Genomic DNA, 24,784 nt, shown 5'->3' on the forward strand with positions numbered 1-24,784 from the left:
CATGTCGCCCGCTCATGCGGGAGCGCCGTGTGCGCCGCTGGCAGCGATGCCAGTTCTTCGCGACGCACACAGAATCATCAACCCTAAGTTTGGGACGTAGATATTAAGAATTTGCTAACCATAAAAACCGCGTCGGGCGGGCAGTCAGGGGGAAACGCTGATGAACATGCGGTAAAGCCCGTTATCGTCGGAATTGACCGATGAAATGTGGTCCGGCTCGCTGCCCGCCACCTCAAAGGCTTCCGGCGGCATCGCGTCGAGCCAGCTTGCCTTGGGAAAACCTCTCTCGGGGCGGTTTTCCACGGGATCGATGAGGTTATCTTCCTCGCTCGCCGCGATGAAGGCGGCGTCATCCGGCACCAGCGGCGGGAGGGCCATGGAGAGCAGCGCTTGCGCCGCATTCGGTTCGGCATCGTGACCGGCGCTGCCGGATATGCCTGATATATCGGACATGTTTGAACTCACATCATGTTTCGCTCAAGTGACTATCGGCAGCGGCGAGATCATGCCGCCTTTTTCTTCAGCAGTGCATAAAGGCCATTATCGTCGATCGAGATCGGCAGAATGGCGTCACGGGCGGTGTCGACAACCGCCAGCGCGTCGAGCAGTTTTTCGGCGTCGTCTTTCGCATCGGCTTCCGTCGTGGCGGTGGCGTCTGTCTTGGCGGGTTCATTGTCGTTTTCAGCCGGGGCCGCTTCAGGCGTCGGCGCTGCCGCAAGCACGGAGATCAGGGCGATTTCCGACGAAATGTCGACCGGGCCCTGTCCTTCGGCGCCTTGCGCTTTTTCATCGGCGGAAGCGTCTATGTGCTCCTTCACGACATCCTGAAGTTTTTGCACATCCTCCAGCTTGCCCTGCGCTTCACGGGTCTGGATATCCTCTTCCCGCTCGGCCTCTACTTCGGCATCGTTGATTTCGCCCATGCGGTTTTCACCGCGCTCGGCCTGCAATTCTTCCTTGGTTTTCGGGTCGGCGACATCTTCCAGACGCTGGATGACCTTCATCGTCTCCCGCGTCATGAACCGGGTGCCCTGCGCCTGCTCGTCCAGCGCATCCTTCACGGCGCGCGCTGCGTCGCCGTATGGATTGGCGATTGCGGCGATCATCTGGTGCGCCGAAACACCGAGTTCCTTCAAACCCGTGGATTCTTCGAGATCGCTGACGCTCTTCGGCAAAGTGGCGCGCACTGCCATGATAGCATCCGACAATTTCTCGCCGAAATCCTCCTCCGATCCCGTCAGGTCGGCGCTTTTGGCAATGCGTGCGGCGAGTGCCGCCATGGGATCGGTCTTGGTGGTGACGCCGCCATTCAGGACTTCTAAGACCTGCGCTTCCGAAACGCCGAAGGATTTCAGGGAAATCGTTGTGGCTTTTCCTTCAGCACCGGCTTTCTCGAAGCCGCCCGTCAACGTCAATACGTCCTGCAGCCTTTGTGCGAACGAAAAGTTCGATTCGTCCTTTTCCTGCGTAATGCCAAGCGCGGAGGAGAAACGGGAAACAAGCGAGGCAAAGGCGTCGGCGTCCGGCTTCATGGCGCCGAACAGATAGGCGCTTATCTTTTCATTGGCGGCGCGGTGGCTTTGGTCAGGCTGCGGTTGTGTCTTGACCGCTTCGTCCTTCTTGGTGCCGTTCGCCTTTTCCTGCTCTTCGCGCTGGCGTTCCTCCATGCTCTCGACCATCGAGCGCATGAGGTCGCTGACTGCAATGCCTGCTGTCTGCTGCAACGGAGTAATCATATGGAAATTCCCGGCCACCCTGCGTTGCGGCTGAGAATAGGCAGTTCTGGTAAATCAGTGCTTAAACAAAGCGTAAAAACACTCAGCTATGGGCGAAAATATCCGTTTCTTCCCAGCCGAGAAGATCGAGCTTCGCACGGGTCGGTAGAAACGCGAAACAGGCATCGGCGTGGTCGAGGCGACCATCGCGCACGAGGCGGTGGTTCAGCTTGTCGCGCAGCGCATGCAAATGGAGCACGTCGGAAGCGGCATATTCCAGCTGCGCGGGCGACAGGGTTTCTGCGGCCCAGTCCGAGGATTGCTGCGCCTTGGAAATATCGACTTCCAGCATTTCCTTCAGATTGTCCTTCAATCCGTGCCGGTCGGTATAGGTGCGGGTGAGGCGCGAGGCGATCTTGGTGCAGAAAACCGGAGTGGTTGTCACGCCGAAGGTGTGGAACAGAACGGCGATATCGAAACGGCCATAGTGAAAAATCTTCTGCCGGGCGGGGTCGGCAAGCATGCGTACAAGGTTTGGAGCCTCTTTCTGGCCGGCGGCGATGCGGATGACATCCGCCGTGTCGTCGCCGGGGGAAAGCTGGACAACGCAGAGGCGGTCGCGGCGCGGTACCAGCCCCAGCGTTTCCGTATCGATTGCGATGGCGCCGGTGTAGCGTGCGGCATCTTCGGCGGAAATATCGCCTTCGTGGTAACGGATAGGTGCTGCCATGTCTTGCTCCAGGAATTTCCAGTTCGTTGCTCCGCCTATAACGGAAAGAGAGACTGGACGATACCGTTTTATAGTCTCTCCAACGCTGCTTCGCGCTTGCGCTTGGCACTTGCCTTTGTGAAAGTCCCCGGGTTAGGTTCAGGAAAATCCTGCTCCTCCAAATCGTATGAAATTCCCGATGACAAAGAAAATCTATCTCGCCGGGCCGGAAGTTTTCCTCCCGAACGCTGGTGAAATGCTCGATCTGAAGGCCTCGCTTGCGCGGGCGGCCGGCTTTACGCCGCTTTCTCCGGGGGATCTGGAGATTCCGCCGGCGGACACCAAGATCGGCCACGGTTGCAATATCAATGCCATAGATGAGCGGATGATGATGGAAGCGGATGCGGTCATTGCCAACCTCACGCCGTTTCGCGGCATCGCTGCGGATACGGGAACGAGCTACGAGCTGGGGTTCATGTGCGCGCTGGGCAAGCCGGTTTTCGCCTACACCAACGTCGCGGCCAATCATTTCACCCGCATCAAGGCACAATATGGCGGGGTTGCCGCAATCGATGAAACAGGCCGGTATCGCGGACCGGACGGGTTGTCGATCGAGAATTTCGACATGATCGACAATCTGATGCTGCATGGCGGGATTTTGCGGCGCGGTGGTGTCGTCATCGTTGGCAACGCCACGGAAGACGCCCTTTATACGGATCTCGAGGCCTACAAGCGCTGTCTGGCGGCGGCTGCTGAAAGATTATTGACAAAGACTGATCCTGACCGAACGAATTTACTGGAGACACCATCATGAGCGGTACCATCCTCATCACCGGCGCCACGTCCGGTTTCGGACAGGCCACGGCGCGGCGCTTCATCAAGGAAGGCTGGAAGGTCATCGGCACCGGTCGGCGGGCGGAACGGCTGGAGGCGCTGGCGCAGGAACTCGGCTCCTCCTTCCATGGCGTCGCCTTCGATATTACCGACGAGGATGCCGCCCAAAAGGCGCTGGCAGCTTTGCCGGAAGGTTTTCGGGAGATCGATATTCTCGTCAACAATGCCGGGCTCGCGCTCGGCACGGCACCGGCGCCGCAGGTGCCGCTGAAAGACTGGCAGACCATGGTGAACACCAATATCACCGGTCTTTTGAATATCACCCACCATCTTCTGCCGACGCTGATCGACCGGAAGGGTATTGTCATCAATCTCTCGTCGGTCGCTGCGCACTGGCCCTATGCCGGCGGGAACGTCTATGCTGGAACGAAAGCCTTCCTGCGGCAATTCTCCCTCGGTCTGCGTTCCGACCTGCATGGCAAGGGCGTGCGCGTCACCTCGATCGAACCCGGCATGTGCGAAACGGAATTCACGCTCGTGCGCACAGGCGGCAATCAGGATGCCTCCAACAATCTCTATAAGGGCGTCAATCCGATCACGGCCGACGATATCGCCAATACGATCTACTGGGTCGCATCGCAGCCGAAACACATCAACATCAACAGCCTCGAGCTCATGCCGGTCAACCAGTCCTTTGCCGGTTTTCAGGTACATCGGGAAAGCTGATTTCTTAACGGTTTTTGCTGAAGTGCTAAAAAACAGAGCAGGAATTTTGGAGCTATGCAGAAATGCAATGCTGCATTGCGAGACTGGCTCTGTTAAAAATCGCGGATGCCGTTATATTTAAATCATCGAAGCGACGCACTCCTCCTCCCAGTGTCGCTCGATGTCGATCGGTGGTACTCCTCCTCCCAATCGCCGATCAAGTTTGAAGCCTGCCGCACCTCCTCCCGCGGCAGGCTTTTTCCTTTTCTGGGCTTTCTTTTTTCGGATACACCTCGCGATCAGGCTCCTGCGCGCCATCTGCGCCAGGATGATCGATATCCCGCTTTCCTTTCCCCCTTAAGTTTCCGGGGGATTTTGGATTTTCCCGTCAAGGCGACGATTATCGAAATCGGACATGTGCCGATCACGATTTCGTTATGTCTAGATGAATATGCACAGTTTTGTGGCGGTGCATGGTGTTGGCCCATTGCTTAGGCCCCGGCCTGTGTTTAAGCATTGGCAAAAGAACGCTTGGGAGTTGCCGACACGCTTGTGTCTGTGCGCCTGAAAGCGGCGGGGAGAGAATGGCAGACTTTCAAGAGGCGCTGAAGCGGTTTCAGCCGATCGCGGTTTCATCGATCGCTGAAGACGAGTTCGGGTTGCGGTTGCGCGGCCTGCAAGCGCAACTAATACAGCAAAATATCAAGGCAGTCTGGCTCGATGCATCATCGTCGCTGACCTATTATACCGGCCTTTCGCTTGGTCTTTCGGAGCGTATTCATGGCGCTCTGGTGCCGGCAGAAGGCAAGCTGGTCTATGTCAGCCCGGCATTTGAAGAACCGAAGCTACGGACGATGATCCGTATCGAGGGCGACGTTGCCGTCTGGGAAGAGGATGAAAGTCCTTTCGACCTGATGGCAAAACGCATCGAAGCGCTCGGCTGCCCCGGCCACCTTGTCGCGATCGATCCTGCCACTCCTTTCGTTTTTGCATCGGCCCTGATGCAACGTCTGGAAGGTCGCATCATTTCCGCCCAACCTTTGATCGTCGCGCAAAGGCAGGTCAAATCCGCGACCGAAATTGCCATCATCCAAGCGGCGATGGATGCGAGCTACGGCGTACAGAAGGCCGTGTTCGAGGGGCTGCGTCCCGGCATTTCCACCACGGAAGTTGCCGACTTCGTTAACGCCGCACATATCGCGCTCGGTCTGAAACCGCTTTTCGTGGCGGTGCAGTTCGGTGAGGCGACGGCCTATCCGCATGGCGTGCCCTATGCGCAGACGCTTGATGACGGCGATATGGTGCTGGTCGATCTCGGCGGCATCCTTCATGGCTATCGTTCGGATATCACCCGCACCTATGTCTTCGGCCAGCCGACGGAACGGCAGCGTTTTCTCTGGACCGCCGAGCGCGACGCACAGGCAGCGGCCTTTGCCGCAGCCCGGATCGGCGCTGCCTGCTCGGATGTGGACAAGGCCGCGCGCGACAGCCTGAAGGCGGCCGGTTTCGGGCCGGATTATCAGGTTCCGGGCCTGCCGCATCGCACCGGTCATGGCCTCGGGCTGGATATTCACGAAGAACCCTATATCGTTGCAGGAAATGCGACGACACTTGAGCCGGGAATGTGCTTTTCCATAGAGCCAATGCTGTGCGTCTATGGAGAATGCGGCGTTCGTCTGGAGGATATTGCTTATATGACGGAGGCGGGGCCGCGCTGGTTCTGCCCGCCGGAAAAGAACCTCGACCGGCTGTTCCAGCCGGTCGCCGGGTAATTGGTCGGGAGGCAAAGGACCGAACGGCGGCACAGTCTCTGTGTCGCTGCTGACCAGAACAGGTAGGCCCCTTAGGGCCGCATAAACTCAGAAAAAGAGGGAAAGGACCACCAGATGAAAATGCTGACCCGCAGTTTGCTTATAGCCTCTGCGCTTGCGATGGCTTCCGCCGTGCCTGCCATGGCGAAGACCTTCGTTTATTGCTCCGAGGCATCTCCGGAAGGCTTCGATCCTTCGCCTTACACCGCTGGCGGCACCTTCGATGCCTCCGCGCATCCGGTCTACAACCGTCTGACCGAGTTCAAGAAGGGCACGACCGAAGTTGAGCCGGGCCTTGCCGAAAAATGGGAAGTTTCGAGCGATGGCCTCGAATACACGTTCCACCTGCGCAAGGGCGTGAAGTGGCACTCCAACGAGAAGTTCACGCCGAGCCGCGATTTCAACGCCGATGACGTGATCTTCAGCTACAACCGCCAGGGTGACGCGAAGAACCCGTGGAACCAGTATATCGCAGGCATCACCTACGAATATTACAACTCCATGGAAATGCCGTCGCTGATCAAGGAAATCGTCAAGGTCGACGATTATACCGTCAAGTTCGTGCTGACGCGCCCGGAAGCGCCGTTCCTCGCCAATATCGCCATGCCTTTCGCTTCAATCGTGTCGAAGGAATATGCCGATACGCTGGACAAGGCGGGCACCAAGGAAGACTTCAACAACCTGCCGATCGGCACCGGTCCGTTCAAGTTCGTCGCTTATCAGAAGGACGCGGTCATCCGCTACCAGAAGAACGCCGACTACTGGGGCGACGCGCCGAAGATCGACGATCTGATCTTTGCGATCACGCCGGACGCTGCCGTTCGCCTGCAGAAGCTGAAGGCGGGCGAATGCCACCTGATGCCTTACCCGGCACCGGCAGACCTTGCCACCATCCGCGCCGATTCCAACCTCAAGCTCGATGAACAGCCGGGCTTGAACGTTGCCTACTTCGCCTACAACACCACTGTTGCGCCTTTCGACAAGCCGGAAGTCCGCAAGGCGCTGAACATGGCGATGAACAAGCAGGCAATCATCGACGCCGTGTTCCAGGGTGCCGGCACTGTTGCCAAGAACCCGATTCCGCCGACGATGTGGTCCTACAACGACAGCATCAAGGACGATGCTTATGATCCGGAAGCTGCCAAGAAGGCTCTCGAAGCCGCTGGCGTCAAGGATCTGTCGATGAAGATCTGGGCGATGCCGGTTCAGCGTCCTTACATGCCGAATGCCCGCCGCACCGCCGAGCTGATCCAGTCGGATTTCGCGAAAGTTGGCGTCAAGGCCGAGATCGTCTCCTTCGAGTGGGGTGAATACCTCAAGAAGTCGACCGAAGTGAACCGCGACGGCGCCGTCATCCTCGGCTGGACCGGCGACAACGGTGACCCTGATAACTTCATGGGCGTTCTGCTTTCCTGCGCTTCCGCAGGCGAAGGCGGCACGAACCGTGCGCAATGGTGCAACAAGGAGTTCTCCGACCTGATTTCCAAGGCGAAGCAGGCCACGGACGTCGCCGAGCGCACCAAGCTTTATGAGCAGGCGCAGGTGATCTTCAAGGAACAGGCTCCGTGGGCGACGCTTGCGCATTCCACGCAGTTCGTTCCGATGTCCACCAAGGTTTCCGGCTTCACCATGAGCCCGCTTGGCGACTTCACCTTCGAATCCGTCGATATCGCGGAGTAATCCCAAACAACAGGACGCGCGGAAGAACCCTGTTCTTCCGCGCGTCTTTTCAGGAAAAAACCATGATTCGGTTCATTCTCGGCAAACTTCTCTATCTCGTTCCGACCTTCCTCGGGATTACCATCGTCGCCTTCGCCTTCGTGCGCGTCCTGCCGGGCGATCCCGTGCTGTTGATGGCCGGCGAGCGTGGCATTTCGCCCGAACGGCATGCACAGCTTGCCGAACAGCTCGGCTTCAGCCAGCCAATCTGGCAGCAATATCTCCATTTTCTCGGACGGCTCCTTCAGGGCGATCTCGGCAATTCCCTCGTCACCAAGAAGCCGGTCTTCACCGAGTTCCTCGCGCTCTTCCCAGCAACAGTCGAGCTTGGCCTTGTCGCCATTATCATCGCAACGCTGATCGGCGTGCCGGTCGGCGTCATCGCCGCTATCCGCCGTGGCTCGTGGTTCGACCAGATTTCCATGACGACGGCGCTGATCGGTTTTTCGATGCCGATCTTCTGGTGGGGCCTGCTGCTTATCATCATGTTCTCCGGCATCCTGCAATGGACGCCGGTGTCGGGCCGCATCTCGCTGATGTATTTCTTCCCTTCCGTCACCGGTTTCATGCTGATCGACAGCCTGATTTCGGGGCAGAAGGGCGCTTTCGTCTCGGCTTTGTCCCATCTCATCCTGCCCTCGGTGGTGCTTGCCACCATTCCGCTTGCGGTCATTGCGCGCCAGACGCGTTCGGCCATGCTGGAAGTCCTGGGTGAGGACTACGTGCGGACAGCGCGCGCGAAAGGCATGTCGCGGTCCCGCGTCGTCGGCGTTCACGCATTGCGCAACGCCATGATCCCGGTCATCACCACCATCGGCCTGCAGATCGGCGTGCTGATGGCGGGCGCAATCCTGACCGAAACCATCTTTTCCTGGCCGGGCATCGGCAAGTGGATGATCGATTCCATCTCGCGCCGCGACTATCCGGTCGTGCAGAGCGGCCTGCTTCTGATTGCGGGTCTTGTGATGATCGTCAACCTGCTCGTCGATCTGACCTATGGCCTCATCAATCCAAGGATCCGTCACAAATGAGCGATGTGACCACAGCTCCCGTCGTCAGGCTTTCTGACGCCGCCATCCGCCGCCGGATGATCGCCGATTTCTGGTTCTATTTCCGCCAGAATCGCGGCGCCGTCATCGGCCTTGCCGTTTTCCTTCTTCTGGTTCTGATCGCTGTCTTCGCAGCCGTAATTGCGCCGCATGATCCGACCCAGCAATATAGAGATGCTTTGCTCGTCCCACCGGTCTGGCAGGATGGAGGCCGCGCCGCGTTCCTGCTCGGCACCGATGCTGTCGGCCGCGACATGCTGTCCCGGCTGATCTACGGCGCGCAATATTCGCTGTTCATCGGCGTTGTCGTCGTCTCCATCGCCCTTGTCGGCGGTATCGTCATCGGTCTCGTCGCGGGCTTCTTCGGCGGCTGGGTCGATACCGTCGTCATGCGCGTGATGGATGTGATCCTGGCGTTTCCGTCGTTGCTTCTGGCACTGGTGCTGGTGGCAATCCTGGGGCCTGGGCTTACCAACGCCATGATCGCCATTGCCATCGTCTATCAGCCGCATTTCGCCCGTCTAACGCGTGCGGCTGTCATGAGCGAACTCCGGCGCGAATATGTCACCGCCGCCCGTGTGGCCGGTGCCGGCAATTTCCGGCTGATGTTCAAGACCATCCTGCCGAACTGCCTCGCGCCGCTGATCGTGCAGGCGACGCTCTCCTTCTCGTCTGCCGTTCTCGATGCGGCGGCTCTCGGCTTCCTCGGCATGGGCGCACAGCCGCCCGCCTCCGAATGGGGCACGATGCTGGCCGAAGCCCGCGAGTTCATTCTGCGCGCCTGGTGGGTTGTTACCCTTCCGGGCCTCACGATCCTCGTTTCGGTGCTTGCCATCAACCTAATGGGTGACGGGCTGCGCGATGCGCTCGATCCCAAACTGAAGCGGAGCTGAGCGATGAGCCTGCTGAAAATCAAGAACCTCACCGTCAAGTTCGCCACGGCTACCGGCGCTTTCACGGCCGTCAACGGCGTCGACGTTTCCGTGGACAAGCATGAAGTGCTGGCCATCGTCGGCGAGTCCGGTTCCGGCAAGTCGGTATCCATGCTCGCCGTGATGGGGCTTTTGCCCGATACGGCGACGATTACCGCTGACGAGATGATCTTTGACGGCATAAACCTGCTGGCCATGTCGCCACAGGAGCGCCGCAAGCTGATCGGCCGCGAGATCACCATGATCTTTCAGGAACCGGTCGCCTCGCTCAACCCGTCGTTTACGGTCGGTTTCCAGATCGAGGAGGTACTGCGCCTCAATCTCGGTATGGGACGGTCCGCCGCCCGTGCGCGTGCGCTGGAACTGTTCCGCTCCGTCGGTATTCCCGACCCGGAAACCAAACTCAACGCCTATCCGCACCAGATGTCCGGCGGCCAGTGCCAGCGCGTTATGATCGCCATCGCGATCGCCTCCAAGCCGCGCCTGCTGATCGCCGACGAGCCGACCACTGCGCTCGACGTGACGATCCAGAAGCAGATCCTCGATCTGCTGATGAAACTTCAGGAAGAATACGGCATGGCGCTGATCCTCATCACGCATGACATGGGTGTGGTGGCTGAAACCGCAGACCGTGTCGTGGTGCAATATAAGGGCCGCAAGATCGAGGAGGCGGATGTGCTGAGCCTGTTCGAGGCGCCGCAGCATCCCTACACCAAGGCATTGCTTTCGGCCCTGCCGGAAAATGCGATCGGCGACCGTCTGCCCACGGTTTCCGATTTCCTCGGCAAGGAGGGCGTTCAATGAGCATCGTTGTCGAAGGCAAGGGTATCACCCGCCACTATCACGTTCCGGGCGGCCTGTTCGGCGGCGCAAGGACGGTTCAGGCGCTGCAGGGCATCGATTTTGCGGTCGAACGTGGCAAGACGCTGGCCATCGTCGGCGAATCCGGTTCGGGCAAGTCGACACTTGCGCGCATCATCGCGCTGATCGACCCGGCATCCGGCGGTGAGTTGAAGATTGACGGTCAGCCCGTCGATATCGCCAAGCGCCGTCCCGGCCCTGATATGCGCTCCAAGGTGCAGATGGTGTTCCAGAACCCCTATGGCAGCCTCAATCCGCGGCAGAAGGTTGGCGATGTGCTGATGGAGCCGCTCGTCATCAATACCAAGATGCCGGCTTCCGAGCGTCGCGAGCGGGCCGAAGCCATGCTGGTGAAGGTCGGGCTGGGTCCGGAACACTTCAACCGTTATCCGCATATGTTTTCAGGCGGCCAACGGCAGCGCATCGCGATTGCGCGGGCGCTGATGCTCAACCCGGCACTTCTGGTGCTGGACGAGCCGGTCTCCGCGCTCGATCTTTCGGTGCAGGCACAGGTGCTGAACCTGCTGGCGGATTTGCAGGAAGAGTTCCAGTTGACCTATGTGTTCGTCAGCCACGATCTTTCCGTGGTGCGTTATATCGCTGACGACGTGATGGTCATCTCGAAGGGCGTGGCCGTGGAGCAGGGAACGCGCGAGGAACTGTTCGCCGATCCGAAACACGCCTATACGCGCCAGCTTTTTGCCGCCACACCGATAACGGACGTCGATGCCATCCGCGCCCGCGTGGAGCGCCGCAAGGCGGCACGACAGGCTGCGACGGCTTGAGAGTGGATTGACCCACAAATAAGTGAAACAGGCCGGATTTCCGGCCTGTTCTTTTTCAAGACTTCAAAAATCACTGCCGCCGAGCGTTTGAACGGATCAGGCTCCTGCGTCTCTGAGCAGGCGAACCTGCCGCAGTGTATTCTGCCGGCTGCGCTCCAGATGCCGCCCCAGGGCATCGACAATCTGACCCTTGCTGCGGGCGGCGATAGCATCGGCAATATTCTGGTGTTCCTCGACAGAGCGGGCGTAGTCACCCAGGATCGATACGAAAACCGTGTGGGTCTGGTCGAGAATGCGCTCGTGCGTGCCGGAGATGACCGGAATGTGTGCGGCCGACACAAGGATGGTGTGAAAGCTGCGATCGTGAAAAAGCGCCTTCGACAGTTCGTCCAGTGTGGGTCCTTTGGCAAATTCGCGGTGTTTCGCAAGGCTCTCCAGAAGCTGCGTATGCAGCGCCTCGTCCAGTTGCCCGGCGTCGAAAGCCACTTCCACAGCACCTTTTTCCAGCAGCATTCTGGCGGCGTAAAGTTCTTCCACGTCCTCCACGGTAAAATCGCGCACCACCATGCCGCGCCGGGAGGAATTGACCACCAACCCGTCCGCCTCGAGTTTCACGCAGGCTTCCTTGACCGGCGTCGGGCTGATGCCGAGATCGGCGGCAAGCTCGTTGGGCAGCAGGCGTTCGCCGCCGCGTAATCTGCCGCTGACGATGCGCGCGCGCAGTTCCCGATGCGCCTGTTCGGCGAGTGTGATTTTGACCAGCGTGTTCATGAGTCATCATCGCGCAACTCCGAACGGCTGGCAACGCTTGAATATTAAAAATAAAAAATTTTTTATTTTACAAAGGCCGTTTTTCCGTTAGCTGTATCTGACATCGGAAGCCGGGCTGCTGGAGGAGGGCGGTCGGGCAAGCCTTCTGAGTTTTCATCTCTTGCCGCCAATGGTCGAGGGGTGGTGGCGAGATACTGTCCGTTCATCGGCAGAGCATCGATCAGGCAGGGCCTTCCGTTTGTTCCTCCCGAAAAGCCGCTCAAGCGTCGAGGAATTGACCGATCATGAAGATAACCGCTATCGAACCTTTCATCCTGCATCTGCCGCTGACATCGGCGTCCATTTCCGATTCCACCCACAGCATCACCCATTGGGGCGTCGTCGGTGCAAAAATCACGACGGATGACGGCCTTGAAGGGTATGGTTTTACTGGCACCCACGCGCATTTGCCGTCCGACAGGCTGATCACGTCCTGCATCAGCGATTGTTATGCGCCCTTGCTGGTGGGTGAGGATGCGTCCGAACATTCTAGACTCTGGACGAAGCTTGCCCGTTACCCTTCGCTGCAATGGGTCGGCCGGGCCGGCATCACGCATCTGGCGCTGGCGGCGATCGACGTTGCGCTCTGGGATCTGAAGGCGAAAAAGGCCGACGTGCCGCTCTGGCATTACCTGGGCGGCGCGCACACGGCGGGGGTGGAAGCCTACAATACAGATATTGGCTGGCTTTCCATCAATCTCGAAAATCTGCTGGCGGGTAGCGCCAGGGCAGTGGAAGAGGATGGCTTTACCCGCCTGAAGATCAAGGTCGGACACGATGATCCGAATATCGACATCGGGCGCCTCACCGCCGTCCGCAAACGTGTCGGTTCTTCCGTCCGCATCGCCATTGACGGTAACGGTAAATGGGACCTGCCGACATGCCAGCGCTTCTGCGCATCAGCGAAGGATCTGGATATCTACTGGTTCGAGGAACCGCTCTGGTATGACGATGTGACGAGCCATGCGCGGCTGGCGCGTAACACATCCATTCCCATTGCGCTCGGCGAGCAGCTTTATACGGTGGATGCCTTCCGGTCATTCATCGATGCGGGAGCGGTCGCCTATGTCCAGCCGGATGTGACCCGGCTCGGCGGCATAACCGAATATATTCAGGTCGCCGATCTCGCGCTTGCCCATCGCCTGCCGGTCGTGCCGCATGCCGGCGAGATGAGCCAGGTGCATGTGCATCTGAGCTACTGGCACCCGGCCTCGACCATTCTCGAATATATTCCGTGGATCAAGGATCATTTCGAAGAGCCGATCCACGTTCGCGACGGCGTTTACAAACGCCCGGAGCAGTCGGGCGCCAGCACTACGCCTCTGGCCGAAAGCATTGCCCGTTATGGCAAATCGGTGAAGTGAACAGAGGCGGCGCATGAGAATGCGCCGCCTTTTTTTATTTTATCGACCTAGCGCCAGCCGAGTGCCGGCGCCACCTGCTTGAGGATCGTCTCGATCACATGGGCGTTGTAGTCGACGCCCAGCTGGTTCGGCACAGTCAAAAGCAGCGTGTCGGCCTCGGCGATGGCTTCGTCAGCTTTCAGCTGTTCGATCAGCGCCTCAGGTTCGGCGGCATAGCTGCGCCCGAAGATCGCGCGCGTCTTGTCGTCGATATAGCCGATCTTGTCGTCCCCCTCGTTGCCGTAACCGAAATAGGAGCGGTCGCGGTCGTTGACGAGGGCGAAGATGCTGCGGCTGACCGACACACGCGGTTCGCGTGCGTGTCCGGCCTCTTTCCAGGCGGCGCGGAAGGTGCGGATCTGTTCGGCCTGCTGGACGTGGAACGGTTCACCCGTTTCATCCGTCTTCAGGGTTGAGCTTTGCAGGTTCATGCCAAGCTTTGCCGCCCACACCGCCGTCGCATTGGAACTGGAACCCCACCAGATGCGCTCTCGCAGTCCTTCGGAATGCGGCTCCAGTCGCAGCAGGCCGGGTGGGTTTGGGAACATCGGTCGCGGGTTCGGTTCGGCGAAACCATCACCCTTCAGAAGCTCGAGAAAGACCTCGGTATGTTGCCGCGCCATGTCCTCTTCGGTCTGACCCTCGGCAGGGCGGAAACCGAAATAACGCCAGCCGTCGGTCACCTGTTCCGGAGAGCCGCGGCTGATGCCGAGTTGCAGACGCCCGCCGGCGATGAGATCGGCTGAACTCGCATCCTCCACCATGTAGAACGGGTTTTCATAACGCATGTCGATGACGCCGGTGCCGATCTCGATGCTCTTCGTTCTGGCGCCGACGGCTGCCAGCAGCGGAAAGGGCGATGCCAGCTGGCGGGCGAAATGGTGCACACGGAAATAGGCGCCGTCGGCTCCGAGTTCTTCCGCAGCGACGGCAAGGTCGATCGATTGCAGCAGCGTGTCCGCAGCCGAGCGGGTCTGCGACTGGGGCGATGGCGTCCAGTGGCCGAAGGATAAAAATCCGATCTTTTTCATGATGACCTTCCAAACGTTGGAGAATGCCGGCTGTTTCAGCCCGCATCGTTGTTGTCAGTCATATAGGCAACGGCGCGCATTCTCCAATCCTGCCGCCCGTAGACACGGTGTCGCCGAAATGTGAACGACAAACGTTTCAGACGATCGTCTTGCGGTCGAGGATGAAGAGATTTTCGTGGGCGCGCGCTGTCGTCAGAATGAAATCCATCAGCGAGCGCACGCGCGGCACGTTGGCAAGGTCCTGATGGCTCGTCAGCCAGTAACCCCGCCGCAGTTCCACTTCCCCGGCAAGCACCATCTGCAAATCCGGAAAGCGCGCGGCGATGAAATTCGGCAATATGCAAAGGCCACGGCCGCTGAGCGTTGCAGTCAGCTGCGCAAAGATGCTCGATGACTGAAAATTGGGCCTGAGGCCAGGCATCACGTCGCGCATATAATCGAGGCCCGGCGAGAAGATCAGGTCCTGCACGTAACCGATGAAAAAATGATCGGGCAAATCCTCGCGCCGGGTGATTTTCGGGTGGCTGGCGAGATAGGAGCGCGAGGCATAGATATGCAACGTGTAATCGATGATCTGTTCGTTGATGTAGGGACCGGCTTTCGGTGGATCGAGCGTGACCGCCACATCCGCCTCTTTCCTGGACAATGCCATGATCTGCTGGATCGTCACCATCTCCACCATGATGTGCGGATGGGTGATGGCGAAGTCTTTCAGCCTTTCCACGAAGAAAAAGTTGGAAAAACCTTCCGGAGCGCTGAGCCTTACCACGCCGCGCAGCAGGCTGCCGCTTTCGGAAATATCCGATTGCAGTCTTTCCGCTTCCGCCTCGATGCGCTCGACGGTATCGACCAGCCGCCGCCCGACCGTTGTCAGTTCGTAACCGCGCGGATTTCGCTCGAACAGCTTGGTTTTAAGCGAGAATTCCAGCCGGTCGATGTGGCGGGAGACGGTGGCGTGGCTGGTGCGCAGGCTTCTGGCCGCCGACGAGAGTTGCCCGGTGCGGGCCACCGCCAGAAAATATTGCAGGTCGTCCCACGTAAAAGGGGTGGCCAATTTTGTCTCCATTGCGAGTTCTGTTCAAAAATGAACAGTTCCTGTTCGCAATTTGATGATGCTCCGCTCTTGTGTCAACGGACGAATTCGAGAACTCTAGGCTGAGGATGCGCCGCTTTGAGGAGGGCGGTGTGACCGTTCAGGTGCAATGCTGAAAAAGTCCGCCACGCGGCTTCGTTCACCGTTGCACAGACCCATCTGAGGCTCGCAATCATCTCTGGGAGGAGAAGTCATGCGCAAGAGTATCGTTTTATCCACGGCCATGGCACTGGCCGCGGGCACCGCCGCCTATGCTGCCGATATTTCGGACGGCAAGGTCAAGATCGGCATTCTGAACGACCAGTCGGGCGTCTACGCCAATTTTGGCGGTAAATACTCTTATGAGGCCGCGAAGATGGCGGTCGAGGATTTTGGCGGCAAGGTGCTGGATGCGCCGGTTGAGGTGGTGACCGCCGACCACCAGAACAAGGCGGATGTCGCCTCCAACATCGCCCGGCAATGGTACGATACAGAGCAGGTCGATTCGATCATGGAATTGACCTCGTCTTCTGTCGGACTTGCCGTGCAGGCACTCTCCAAGGACAAGAAGAAGATCACCATCAATACGGGTGCGGCAACCACCGAACTGACCGGCAAACAATGCAGCCCCTATGGCTTCCACTGGGCCTACGATACCTATTCGCTGGCGGTCGGCACTGGCGGCGCGCTGGTGAAGCAGGGTGGCGACAGCTGGTTCTTCCTGACCGCCGATTACGCCTTCGGTTATTCGCTCGAAGAAAACACCGCCAATTTCGTCAAGGCCAATGGCGGTAAGGTGTTGGGTTCCGTGCGCCATCCACTGGCGACGACGGATTATTCCTCCTTCCTGCTGCAGGCGCAGTCATCGGGCGCGAAGGTCATCGGCCTTGCCAATGCCGGTCTCGACACATCCAACGCCATCAAGCAGGCGGCCGAATTCGGCATCGTGGCGGGTGGCCAGCGGCTCGCAGCCCTCCTCTTCACGCTTGCCGAAGTGCATGGTCTCGGACTTGAGGCGGCGCAGGGGCTAACGCTGACGGAAGGGTTCTATTGGGATCGCGACGATGAATCGCGCAAGTTCGGCGAACGTTTCAAGGAACGCACCGGCGCCATGCCGAACATGGTGCATACAGGCACCTACTCCGCCGTTCTGCATTATCTGAAGGCCATTGAAAAGGCCGGCACCGACGATGCCGATGCTGTTGCCAAGGCCATGAAGGAAATGCCCGTCAATGACGTCTTTGCGAAGGACGGACATGTGGCAGCCAACGGCCGCATGATCCACGACATGTATCTCATGGAAGTGAAGAAGCCGGATGAGAGCAAGCAGCCGTGGGACTACTACAAGGTGCTTGCCACCATCCCCGGCAAGGAAGCCTTCATGGACCCCGCAAAAAGCGGTTGCCCGCTCGTGACACAGTAAAAAGGGGAAAGCTTCATGATGATCGCTCCCGCCCCTGCCGGTCAGGCGGAACCACGCATCGTGCTTTCGGCGCGCGGTCTCTCCAAGACCTTCGGCGCATTCGCGGCTGTGAAGAACGTCGATCTCGACGTTCACCATGCTCGTGTGCATGCGCTTATCGGTCCGAACGGCGCCGGCAAAACTACGGTCTTCAACCTGTTGACCAAGTTTCTCCAGCCGACGGGCGGGGCGATCACCTTCATGGGAACGGATATAACAAGGACGCCGCCGGACAAGGTGGCGCGGCTTGGCCTCGTGCGGTCATTCCAGATATCGGCGGTGTTTCCGCATCTGACGGTGCTGGAGAACGTGCGGGTGGCGTTGCAAAGGCCCAACAACCTTTCAACGCAATTCTGGTTGCCCCTGTCGTCGCTCGACAGGCTCAATGCACGCGCCGAGGAGCTGATCGCAACGGTTGGCCTGACGCGGGAAAAATATGCACTTGCGGCCGATCTTTCCTATGGCCGCAAGCGTGTACTGGAAATCGCCACCACGCTTGCGCTCGATCCGAAGGTTCTGCTGCTTGACGAGCCGATGGCCGGCATGGGCGGCGAGGATGTGGCGCATGTCGCCGATCTCATCCGCGAGGTGGCCAAGACACGTGCAGTGCTGATGGTCGAACACAATCTGAAGGTCGTCGCCGATATCTGTCATCAGGTCACGGTATTGCAACGGGGCGAAATTCTGGCGGAAGGCGATTATGCCGCCGTTTCCGCCGATCCGCGTGTGCGCACGGCCTATATGGGCACGGAGGAGGCTTGATATGGCGGCAATGCTTGAAGTCTCCAACCTGAAATCCTGGTACGGCGAAAGCCAGGCGCTGCACGGTGTCGATCTGACGGTCGGCGAGGGCGAAACCATCACCATTCTCGGGCGCAATGGCGTGGGCAAAACCACGACGTTGCGCACCATCATGGGCATCATTCGCAACCGCAAGGGTGTGATCAAGCTGGGTGGCAAGGATATGATGCCGGTGCCGCTGCATCGCACGGCAAAACATGGCCTCGGTTTCGTGCCGGAGGAGCGCGGCATCTTCGCGACGCTGAGCGTCGAGGAAAACCTGAAGCTGCCGCCCGTCGTCGCGTCCGGTGGCATGACGCTCGATGAAATCTACGAGCTGTTTCCCAACCTTTACGAACGCCGGGCAAGCCCCGGCACGAAACTGTCCGGCGGCGAACAGCAGATGCTTGCCATGGCGCGCATCCTGCGCACCGGGGTCAAGGTTCTTCTGCTCGACGAACCGACAGAGGGGCTTGCGCCGGTTATTGTGCAGCGCATCGGCGAGGTGCTGAAGACCTTGAAGAGCCGTGGCATGACCGTGGTTCTGGTCGAGCAGAATTTCCGTTTCGCCAGCCGCATCGCGGACCGTTTCTACCTGATGGATCATGGCCAGATGGTCAGCAATTTTCCGGTGGGCGAGCTTTCCGACCGCATGGGCGAACTCAATAAAGTGCTGGGGGTTTAACGATGACGATGCTCTTCGGCGTTCCGGTACAGGCTCTGCTCGGGCAATTGCTGATCGGCCTTATCAACGGGTCGTTTTATGCGCTGCTGTCGCTCGGCCTTGCCGTCATTTTCGGCCTGTTGCGCGTCATCAATTTTGCCCATGGCGCGCAATATATGCTCGGCGCGTTCATCGCTTTTCTCGGCCTGCAATATTTCGGCATCAGCTTCTGGTTGGCGCTGGTGGTGACGCCGCTCGTCGTGGCTCTCTTGGGCGCGATCGTCGAACGTCTCATGCTGTCGCGGCTTTACGATCTCGATCCGCTCTACGGGCTGCTCTTCACCTTCGGCTTGGCACTGGTGGTGGAGGGTACGTTCCGCTGGCTTTATGGCGCTGCCGGCCAGCCCTATTCGGTTCCGCGCGCGCTTGCCGGCGGCACCAATCTCGGCTTCATGTTCCTGCCGAATTACCGGGCCTTCGTCGTCGTCATTTCGCTCCTTGCCTGCATCGCCACCTGGGCGCTGATCGAAAAGACGAGGCTCGGCTCCTATCTGCGTGCGGCGACCGAAAACCCGACGCTGGTGCAGGCTTTCGGCATCAATGTGCCGGTGCTTCTGACACTGACCTACGCGCTGGGGGCCGGCCTTGCCGGTTTCACCGGCGTTTTGGCAGCGCCGATCTATCAGGTCTCACCGCTGATGGGCACAAACCTCATCATCGTCGTCTTCGCCGTTGTCGTGGTTGGCGGCATGGGATCGATCATGGGCGCGATCGTCACCGGTTACATGCTGGGTATAGCCGAAGGCCTGACCAAGGTTTTCTACCCGGAGGCGTCCAACATCGTCATCTTCGTCATCATGGCCTTTGTGCTGCTCATCCGCCCCGCCGGACTTTTCGGAAAGGACGCCTGATATGTCCAAAGCCACTCACAATCCGACGGCCGGTGCGATGCCGCATACCGAGGTTTCAACAACCGCCGCAACCATCAAGACCGTGCTCATATTGGCGGGTCTCGCCGTGTTGATCGCCGCGCCGATGTTCGTTTATCCGATCTTTCTGATGAAGCTGCTTTGCTTTGCGCTGTTTGCCTGCGCCTTCAATCTGTTGATCGGTTATACGGGGCTGTTGTCCTTCGGCCATGCGGCGTTTTTCGGCGGTGCGGCCTATTTCACCGCCTATTCGGTGAAGGAATGGGGCGTCACGCCCGAGATCGGCCTTATCATCGGCATGGCGGGGGCGGCCCTTCTTGGCCTCGTCATCGGCTTTTTCGCCATTCGTCGTCAGGGCATCTATTTCGCCATGATCACGCTGGCGCTGTCGCAGATGTTTTATTTCTTCTGCCTTCAAGCGCCTTTCACCCATGGCGAGGACGGTTTGCAGGGCGTGCCGCGCGGCCACCTCTTCGGCCTTCTCGATCTCAATGGGCCGCTGAACATCTATTACACGGTGCTGGCCTTTTTCGTGCTCGTGCTTCTCGTCATCTGGCGTTTCGTCAACTCGCCCTTCGGCATGATTTTGAAATCCATCCGTGAAAACGAGCAGCGTGCGATTTCTCTGGGCTACAGCGTGCAACGTTACAAGCTCGGCGCCTTCGTCATGTCGGCGGCGCTTGCCGGTCTTGCGGGCGGCCTGAAGGCGCTGGTGTTCCAGTTCGCGACGCTCACCGATGTGGCCTGGCAGATGTCGGGTGAGGTTATCCTGATGACCCTGCTCGGTGGCATCGGCACCATGATCGGCCCGATCTTCGGTGCGGGTCTTGTCGTCGCGCTGCAGAACTATCTCGCGACATCCGATTTCCCGGTTACCATCATCACCGGCCTCGTTTTCATGGCCTGCGTTCTGGTGTTCCGGCGCGGTTTGATCGGTGAATTTTACGCTTCGCGGCTGGGGCGAAAACTAGGGTTTCAGCACCGCAGCTAATTTTTTTTAAAACAGGCAAATGACTTCCTCCGCGTCCCGGTGACGCGGCAAGGGCGCCGTATGGAGAACAGAATGGGCGAATACGACTATATCGTCATCGGAGCGGGAAGTGCGGGATGCGTTCTCGCCAACCGCCTTTCGAAAGATCCGAACCACCGCGTGCTGCTGCTGGAGGCGGGCGGCAACGATAATTACCACTGGATCCATATTCCGGTCGGTTATCTCTATTGCATCAACAATCCGCGCACCGACTGGTGTTTCAAGACGGCGGAAGAGCCGGGGCTTAACGGTCGCGCGCTGATTTATCCGCGCGGCAAGGTTCTGGGCGGCTGCTCTTCCATCAATGGCATGATCTATATGCGCGGTCAGGCGCGAGACTACGATGTCTGGCGTCAGCTTGGCTGCGAGGGCTGGGGATGGAACGATATCCTGCCCTATTTCATGAAGTCGGAGGATTTTTATCGCGGCAGGAGTGACATGCATTCCACCGGCGGCGAATGGCGGGTGGAAAAAGCACGCGTGCGCTGGGATGTGCTGGATGCCTTCCAGAAGGCGGCGGGCGAAGCCGGCATTCCCGCGACCGAAGATTTCAACCAGGGCGACAACGAGGGTGCCGGTTATTTCGATGTAAACCAGCGGTCAGGCTGGCGCTGGAACACGGCCAAGGCCTTTCTGAAACCGGCGCGTGACCGAAAGAACCTGACGGTTTTGACCAAGGCCCATGTCAAGCGCCTCATCATCAACGAAGGCCGTGTCACGGGCGTCGAGTTCCACCACGACGGCGTTTTGAAAAAGGTGCTTGCGCGGCGCGAGACGGTGCTTTCTGCCGGTGCGGTCGGTTCGCCGCATGTTCTGGAGCTTTCCGGCGTCGGCCGCGGCGACGTGTTGCAGGCTGCCGGGATTGAGACTGTAACAGAAGTTCAGGGTGTTGGCGAGAACTTGCAGGACCATCTGCAATTGCGCATGGTCTATAAGGTCTCTGGCGTTCTGACGCTGAATGAAAGGGCCTCGACCCTGTTCGGCAAGGCAAGGATCGGCCTTGAATATGCGCTGACCCGCTCCGGGCCGATGTCGATGGCGCCCAGCCAGCTTGGCGTCTTCACCCGCTCTTCGCCGCAAAAGGAAACCGCCGATCTGGAATATCATGTCCAGCCGGTTTCACTCGACAAGTTCGGTGATCCGGTTCACACTTTTCCCGCCATTACGGCAAGTGTGTGCAATCTGCGGCCGGAAAGCCGGGGTTCCGTGCATGTGAAAGGACCGGATTTCGTCATGCAGCCGGAAATCCGCCCGAACTATCTGTCCACTGAAGGCGATCGTCAGGTTGCCATAGATTCCATGCGGCTGACGCGTCGCATCGTCGCTCAGCCCGCCTTTGCCCGGTTCAAGCCGCAGGAATACCGGCCCGGTCCGTCTTTTGAAAATGATGGCGATCTGGCCCGTGCCGCGGGCGATATCGGCACGACCATATTCCATCCCGTCGGCACGCTTCGCATGGGATCGGATCCGGAAAGTGTCGTCGATACGCGGCTGAAATTCCGCAAGCTTGCCGGGCTGCGCGTTGCGGACGCATCCATCATGCCAAGGATCACGTCCGGGAACACCAATTCGCCGACGATCATGATTGCCGAAAAGGCCTCCGACATGATCCTTTCGGACAATCGTTGAGAGGAGCGCTCCCATGAAGACCGTCGCTTTTATCGGACTTGGACATATGGGCCTGCCAATGGCTGCCAATCTCGTCAAGGCGGGTTTTACCGTCAGGGGTTTCGACCTTTCCGAAGCCTGCCGTGTGGCGGCGCGCGAGGTTGGAATCCCCGTAGCGGCGGATGCGACCGAGGCCATGGAAGCGGCGGAGGTGATCATCACCATGTTGCCGAAGGGTGAGCACGTTGTTTCGGTCTATGGCGATCTGGTCCGGAAGGTCTCTGCCGGCACCCTTCTTGTCGATTGCTCGACGGTGGATATGGAAAGCGCCCTGAAAGCGCATGAACTTGCCGCTTCCGCCGGTTGCCCGTCTGTCGATGCCCCGGTTTCCGGCGGCACGAGTGGTGCTAGCGCCGGCACCTTAACCTTCATGTGCGGCGGCGAGGCCGATGCTTTCTCGGCGGCTAAGCCGGTGCTGGAAGCGATGGGCAAGAAGATCGTGCATTGCGGCAGGGGCGGCAACGGGCAGGCGGCCAAGATCTGCAACAACATGATCCTCGGCATTTCTATGATCGCGGTTTCCGAAGCCTTCGTGCTTGGCGAAAAGCTTGGCCTTTCGCATCAGGCGCTGTTCGATGTCGCCTCCACCTCCTCCGGCCAATGCTGGTCGCTCACCACCTATTGTCCGGTGCCGGGGCCGGTGCCGACGTCGCCCGCGAATAATGATTACCAACCGGGTTTTGCCGCCGCACTGATGTTGAAGGATCTGAAGCTTTCGCAGGCGGCCGCGAATGGAACCGGCATCTCCACCCCGCTCGGTGCAGCGGCGGCGGCGCTTTATGAGAACTTCGTCAATGAGGGCGGCGGCGTGCGCGATTTTTCCGCCATCGTCGAGATGATGCGCGGAGGCGAAGCATGATGGAAGCCACGCCGTCGGATATTCTGTGGGTGCCACCAGAGGAACGGCTGGAGCGCTCATCGCTATTCGTTTTTGCCACAAAGACCGCGCCGCTGCACGGACTTGCTGCCGATGATTATCCCGGCCTGCTGCGCTGGTCCATCAACGAGCCGGGCGAATTTTACAATGCGTTGTGGGATGAACTCGAGATCATCGGCACGCGCGGCGAAACGGCGTTCAAACCCGGCGAGGCGATCCGCGAGGCCGAATTTTATCCGGGCGCGAGGCTCAACTATGCCGAAAACCTGTTGCGCGATGCCGATGAACGACTGGCCATCATCGCCCATCGGGACGACGGTACACGGCGCGAGATAAGCCGCAGGCAACTCTATTCGGATGTTTCCCGTCTGGTGCAGGCGCTCGTCCAAGTGGGCGTGAAAGAAGGCGACCGCGTCGGCGCCATCGTCACCCATGATATCGAGGCGATCGTCAGCTATCTGGCGACGAGCGCCATCGGAGCCATCTGGTCGTCCTGCTCGCCGGATTTCGGCCCGGCTGGAGCCTCCGACCGGCTGTCGCAGATCGATCCGAAAATTCTCATCGCCGTGCCGGAATATGGTTATGCCGGCAAGCGGATCGATGTTGGTCCGACCATCCGCGCCGTTGCGGAAAGCGCGACCCCTCAAAAGATCGTGCTGATCGGTGATGTTGTTCCCGTCAGCCTTTCCGATCTCGGCTGCGTGACCTTGGATGATTTCGTAGCACCTTATGAGCCGGGAGAAATCGCGTTCAACCGGTTGCCGGTCATGGCACCGCTGGCGATCCTTTATTCCTCTGGCACGACCGGCAAACCGAAATGCATTACCCATTCCGGCGGCGGGCTACTGCTTCAGCACATGAAGGAACAGAAGCTGCAATGCGATATCGGGCAAGGCGAGCGTTTCTTCTACTTCACCACCTGCGGCTGGATGATGTGGAACTGGCAGGTATCCGGTCTGGCGCTCGGTGCAACGCTGGTCACCTATGACGGCAATCCCGGTTATCCATCGCCAGCGCGGCTGATCGATCTCATCGGCGCCGAACAGATCGCGACCTTCGGAACCTCGGCCAAATTCATCGACGCCTGCCTGAAGGCGGGGTTGAAGCCGCGCGAAAGCCACGGACTTTCGTCGCTACGAACAATCCTTTCCACCGGCTCGCCGCTCATCCCGCAATCCTTCGACTATATCTATCGCGACTGGAAGGCCGACGTGCATCTTGCCTCCATTTCCGGCGGCACGGATATCTGCGCCTGCTTCCTCGGCGGCAATCCGCTGCAACCGGTTCATCGCGGCGAATTGCAGGGCGCGATGCTGGGTATGGATATCGATACGCTGGATGATGAAGGACGTTCCGTTCGTGGCGTTGCCGGCGAACTCGTCTGCCGCAACGCTCATCTGTCCATGCCGGTTAAATTCTGGGGCGATGACGACGGCTCGCGGTATCAGGCCGCCTATTTCGACCGCTTTCCGGGCATCTGGGCGCACGGCGATTTTGCCGAAATGCGTCCGTCCGGTGGATATATCATCCATGGGCGCTCCGATACGACGCTCAACCCCGGTGGGGTTCGCATCGGTACGGCGGAAATATACCGTCAGGTGGAAACCGTGCCGGAGGTTGAGGAAGCGATTGCCGTCGGGCAGGATATCGATGGCGACCAGCGGGTCATTCTCTTCGTGCGCCTGAAAGATGGGGCGGACCTAACGGAGGAGCTGGAAAAAACCATTCGTAGCCGCATCCGTGTAGGCGCGACGCCACGGCACGTCCCGGCAAGGATCATCGCCGTCAGCACCATTCCCCGCACCCGCTCGGGCAAGATTTCGGAAATCGCGGTTCGCGATACCATCCACGGCCGGCCAGTGAAAAACGCCGACGCGCTCGCCAATCCAGATGCGCTCGATCTTTTCCGTAACCTGCCGCAACTGAAGGATTAGGCCG

Annotated in this window: 23 protein-coding genes; 17 read left to right on the forward strand and 6 right to left on the reverse strand. The window is 59.3% G+C overall.

Annotated elements, in window-relative coordinates; genetic code table 11:
* Positions 1-144: 144 nt before the first annotated feature.
* The 3 genes from QSK43_RS14650 to QSK43_RS14660 all read right to left on the reverse strand — a co-directional run bounded on the left by QSK43_RS14650 (position 145) and on the right by QSK43_RS14660 (position 2,445).
* Positions 145-453, reverse strand: a complete 309-nt coding sequence (locus tag QSK43_RS14650; protein WP_332304032.1) for a hypothetical protein — start codon at positions 451-453, stop codon at positions 145-147.
* A gap of 50 nt (positions 454-503) precedes the next feature.
* Entirely contained in the window at positions 504-1,736 is a 1,233-nt protein-coding gene (locus QSK43_RS14655; protein ID WP_332304033.1) for a hypothetical protein, read from the reverse strand.
* Between the two features lie 82 nt (positions 1,737-1,818).
* The gene (locus tag QSK43_RS14660) at positions 1,819-2,445 is read right to left on the reverse strand and encodes a ribonuclease D (protein ID WP_332304034.1); all 627 of its coding nucleotides are present in this window, start codon (positions 2,443-2,445) and stop codon (positions 1,819-1,821) included.
* A gap of 178 nt (positions 2,446-2,623) precedes the next feature.
* Between QSK43_RS14660 and QSK43_RS14665 the strand changes: the two genes are divergently transcribed.
* The 8 genes from QSK43_RS14665 (at position 2,624) to QSK43_RS14700 (ending at position 11,120) form a co-directional block, all read left to right on the forward strand.
* Positions 2,624-3,238, forward strand: coding sequence for a nucleoside 2-deoxyribosyltransferase (locus QSK43_RS14665; RefSeq protein ID WP_332304035.1), 615 nt, complete (start codon positions 2,624-2,626; stop codon positions 3,236-3,238).
* Positions 3,235-3,984, forward strand: coding sequence for an SDR family oxidoreductase (locus QSK43_RS14670; RefSeq protein WP_045016572.1), 750 nt, complete (start codon positions 3,235-3,237; stop codon positions 3,982-3,984). The genes QSK43_RS14665 and QSK43_RS14670 overlap by 4 nt, the downstream gene beginning before the upstream one ends.
* A 563-nt stretch (positions 3,985-4,547) precedes the next feature.
* Entirely contained in the window at positions 4,548-5,735 is a 1,188-nt protein-coding gene (locus QSK43_RS14675) for a M24 family metallopeptidase (RefSeq protein WP_332304036.1), read from the forward strand.
* Positions 5,736-5,849: 114 nt separating this feature from the next.
* A complete protein-coding gene (locus tag QSK43_RS14680; RefSeq protein WP_045016575.1) occupies positions 5,850-7,454 on the forward strand; it encodes an ABC transporter substrate-binding protein in 1,605 nt (534 codons plus the stop codon).
* A gap of 62 nt (positions 7,455-7,516) precedes the next feature.
* On the forward strand, positions 7,517-8,524 hold the full coding sequence (locus tag QSK43_RS14685) for an ABC transporter permease subunit (protein ID WP_332304037.1): 1,008 nt from the start codon (positions 7,517-7,519) through the stop codon (positions 8,522-8,524).
* Positions 8,521-9,435, forward strand: coding sequence for an ABC transporter permease subunit (locus tag QSK43_RS14690; protein WP_332304038.1), 915 nt, complete (start codon positions 8,521-8,523; stop codon positions 9,433-9,435). Before QSK43_RS14685 ends, QSK43_RS14690 begins: the two co-directional genes overlap by 4 nt.
* 3 nt (positions 9,436-9,438) lie before the next feature.
* A complete protein-coding gene (locus QSK43_RS14695; RefSeq protein WP_052679642.1) occupies positions 9,439-10,278 on the forward strand; it encodes an ABC transporter ATP-binding protein in 840 nt (279 codons plus the stop codon).
* Positions 10,275-11,120, forward strand: a complete 846-nt coding sequence (locus QSK43_RS14700) for an ATP-binding cassette domain-containing protein (protein WP_332304039.1) — start codon at positions 10,275-10,277, stop codon at positions 11,118-11,120. The genes QSK43_RS14695 and QSK43_RS14700 overlap by 4 nt, the downstream gene beginning before the upstream one ends.
* A 96-nt stretch (positions 11,121-11,216) precedes the next feature.
* Here the strand turns inward: QSK43_RS14700 and QSK43_RS14705 are convergent, their stop codons facing one another.
* Positions 11,217-11,891 (reverse strand): GntR family transcriptional regulator, encoded by a 675-nt coding sequence (locus QSK43_RS14705; protein WP_332304040.1) that lies wholly within the window; start codon positions 11,889-11,891, stop codon positions 11,217-11,219.
* Positions 11,892-12,175: 284 nt separating this feature from the next.
* Here QSK43_RS14705 and QSK43_RS14710 point away from each other — a divergent pair, with 284 nt between their 5' ends.
* Entirely contained in the window at positions 12,176-13,294 is a 1,119-nt protein-coding gene (locus tag QSK43_RS14710) for a mandelate racemase/muconate lactonizing enzyme family protein (protein ID WP_332304041.1), read from the forward strand.
* A gap of 47 nt (positions 13,295-13,341) precedes the next feature.
* On the opposite strand, the gene QSK43_RS14715 is transcribed toward QSK43_RS14710, so the two are convergent.
* Both QSK43_RS14715 and QSK43_RS14720 read right to left on the reverse strand, forming a co-directional pair.
* Positions 13,342-14,364 (reverse strand): LLM class flavin-dependent oxidoreductase, encoded by a 1,023-nt coding sequence (locus tag QSK43_RS14715; protein ID WP_332304042.1) that lies wholly within the window; start codon positions 14,362-14,364, stop codon positions 13,342-13,344.
* Positions 14,365-14,500: 136 nt separating this feature from the next.
* Positions 14,501-15,418, reverse strand: a complete 918-nt coding sequence (locus tag QSK43_RS14720; protein WP_332304043.1) for a LysR family transcriptional regulator — start codon at positions 15,416-15,418, stop codon at positions 14,501-14,503.
* Between the two features lie 232 nt (positions 15,419-15,650).
* Between QSK43_RS14720 and QSK43_RS14725 the strand changes: the two genes are divergently transcribed.
* The 8 genes from QSK43_RS14725 to QSK43_RS14760 all read left to right on the forward strand — a co-directional run bounded on the left by QSK43_RS14725 (position 15,651) and on the right by QSK43_RS14760 (position 24,780).
* On the forward strand, positions 15,651-16,859 hold the full coding sequence (locus tag QSK43_RS14725; RefSeq protein WP_045016583.1) for an ABC transporter substrate-binding protein: 1,209 nt from the start codon (positions 15,651-15,653) through the stop codon (positions 16,857-16,859).
* Between the two features lie 15 nt (positions 16,860-16,874).
* The gene (locus QSK43_RS14730) at positions 16,875-17,660 is read left to right on the forward strand and encodes an ABC transporter ATP-binding protein (protein WP_332304044.1); all 786 of its coding nucleotides are present in this window, start codon (positions 16,875-16,877) and stop codon (positions 17,658-17,660) included.
* Position 17,661: 1 nt separating this feature from the next.
* Positions 17,662-18,363 carry an ABC transporter ATP-binding protein gene (locus QSK43_RS14735; RefSeq protein ID WP_332304045.1) on the forward strand — a complete coding sequence of 234 codons (702 nt, stop codon included), beginning with the start codon at positions 17,662-17,664 and terminating at the stop codon, positions 18,361-18,363.
* A gap of 2 nt (positions 18,364-18,365) precedes the next feature.
* Positions 18,366-19,253 (forward strand): branched-chain amino acid ABC transporter permease, encoded by an 888-nt coding sequence (locus QSK43_RS14740; RefSeq protein WP_332304046.1) that lies wholly within the window; start codon positions 18,366-18,368, stop codon positions 19,251-19,253.
* Between the two features lies 1 nt (position 19,254).
* Complete coding sequence (locus QSK43_RS14745) at positions 19,255-20,262, forward strand: branched-chain amino acid ABC transporter permease (protein ID WP_332304047.1); 1,008 nt, start codon at positions 19,255-19,257, stop codon at positions 20,260-20,262.
* A 72-nt stretch (positions 20,263-20,334) separates the two neighbouring features.
* The gene (locus tag QSK43_RS14750; protein ID WP_332304048.1) at positions 20,335-21,930 is read left to right on the forward strand and encodes a GMC family oxidoreductase; all 1,596 of its coding nucleotides are present in this window, start codon (positions 20,335-20,337) and stop codon (positions 21,928-21,930) included.
* Between the two features lie 13 nt (positions 21,931-21,943).
* Positions 21,944-22,828, forward strand: a complete 885-nt coding sequence (gene mmsB / locus QSK43_RS14755; RefSeq protein ID WP_332304049.1) for a 3-hydroxyisobutyrate dehydrogenase — start codon at positions 21,944-21,946, stop codon at positions 22,826-22,828.
* Positions 22,825-24,780 carry an acetoacetate--CoA ligase gene (locus QSK43_RS14760; RefSeq protein WP_332304050.1) on the forward strand — a complete coding sequence of 652 codons (1,956 nt, stop codon included), beginning with the start codon at positions 22,825-22,827 and terminating at the stop codon, positions 24,778-24,780. Before mmsB ends, QSK43_RS14760 begins: the two co-directional genes overlap by 4 nt.
* Positions 24,781-24,784 lie beyond the last annotated feature (4 nt).

It is taken from the genome of Rhizobium sp. GR12 (assembly GCF_036596185.1).
In the GTDB taxonomy this organism is placed as follows: Bacteria; Pseudomonadota; Alphaproteobacteria; order Rhizobiales; family Rhizobiaceae; genus Agrobacterium; species Agrobacterium nepotum.

Bases quoted from the DNA above. Each gene is read 5' to 3' on its own strand.
- QSK43_RS14650 (WP_332304032.1), bottom strand. From the start codon at position 453: ATGTCCGATATATCAGGCATATCCGGCAGCGCCGGTCACGATGCCGAA.
- QSK43_RS14655 (WP_332304033.1), bottom strand. From the start codon at position 1,736: ATGATTACTCCGTTGCAGCAGACAGCAGGCATTGCAGTCAGCGACCTC.
- QSK43_RS14660 (WP_332304034.1), bottom strand. From the start codon at position 2,445: ATGGCAGCACCTATCCGTTACCACGAAGGCGATATTTCCGCCGAAGAT.
- QSK43_RS14665 (WP_332304035.1), top strand. From the start codon at position 2,624: ATGACAAAGAAAATCTATCTCGCCGGGCCGGAAGTTTTCCTCCCGAAC.
- QSK43_RS14670 (WP_045016572.1), top strand. From the start codon at position 3,235: ATGAGCGGTACCATCCTCATCACCGGCGCCACGTCCGGTTTCGGACAG.
- QSK43_RS14675 (WP_332304036.1), top strand. From the start codon at position 4,548: ATGGCAGACTTTCAAGAGGCGCTGAAGCGGTTTCAGCCGATCGCGGTT.
- QSK43_RS14680 (WP_045016575.1), top strand. From the start codon at position 5,850: ATGAAAATGCTGACCCGCAGTTTGCTTATAGCCTCTGCGCTTGCGATG.
- QSK43_RS14685 (WP_332304037.1), top strand. From the start codon at position 7,517: ATGATTCGGTTCATTCTCGGCAAACTTCTCTATCTCGTTCCGACCTTC.
- QSK43_RS14690 (WP_332304038.1), top strand. From the start codon at position 8,521: ATGAGCGATGTGACCACAGCTCCCGTCGTCAGGCTTTCTGACGCCGCC.
- QSK43_RS14695 (WP_052679642.1), top strand. From the start codon at position 9,439: ATGAGCCTGCTGAAAATCAAGAACCTCACCGTCAAGTTCGCCACGGCT.
- QSK43_RS14700 (WP_332304039.1), top strand. From the start codon at position 10,275: ATGAGCATCGTTGTCGAAGGCAAGGGTATCACCCGCCACTATCACGTT.
- QSK43_RS14705 (WP_332304040.1), bottom strand. From the start codon at position 11,891: ATGAACACGCTGGTCAAAATCACACTCGCCGAACAGGCGCATCGGGAA.
- QSK43_RS14710 (WP_332304041.1), top strand. From the start codon at position 12,176: ATGAAGATAACCGCTATCGAACCTTTCATCCTGCATCTGCCGCTGACA.
- QSK43_RS14715 (WP_332304042.1), bottom strand. From the start codon at position 14,364: ATGAAAAAGATCGGATTTTTATCCTTCGGCCACTGGACGCCATCGCCC.
- QSK43_RS14725 (WP_045016583.1), top strand. From the start codon at position 15,651: ATGCGCAAGAGTATCGTTTTATCCACGGCCATGGCACTGGCCGCGGGC.
- QSK43_RS14730 (WP_332304044.1), top strand. From the start codon at position 16,875: ATGATGATCGCTCCCGCCCCTGCCGGTCAGGCGGAACCACGCATCGTG.
- QSK43_RS14735 (WP_332304045.1), top strand. From the start codon at position 17,662: ATGGCGGCAATGCTTGAAGTCTCCAACCTGAAATCCTGGTACGGCGAA.
- QSK43_RS14740 (WP_332304046.1), top strand. From the start codon at position 18,366: ATGACGATGCTCTTCGGCGTTCCGGTACAGGCTCTGCTCGGGCAATTG.
- QSK43_RS14745 (WP_332304047.1), top strand. From the start codon at position 19,255: ATGTCCAAAGCCACTCACAATCCGACGGCCGGTGCGATGCCGCATACC.
- QSK43_RS14750 (WP_332304048.1), top strand. From the start codon at position 20,335: ATGGGCGAATACGACTATATCGTCATCGGAGCGGGAAGTGCGGGATGC.
- mmsB (WP_332304049.1), top strand. From the start codon at position 21,944: ATGAAGACCGTCGCTTTTATCGGACTTGGACATATGGGCCTGCCAATG.
- QSK43_RS14760 (WP_332304050.1), top strand. From the start codon at position 22,825: ATGATGGAAGCCACGCCGTCGGATATTCTGTGGGTGCCACCAGAGGAA.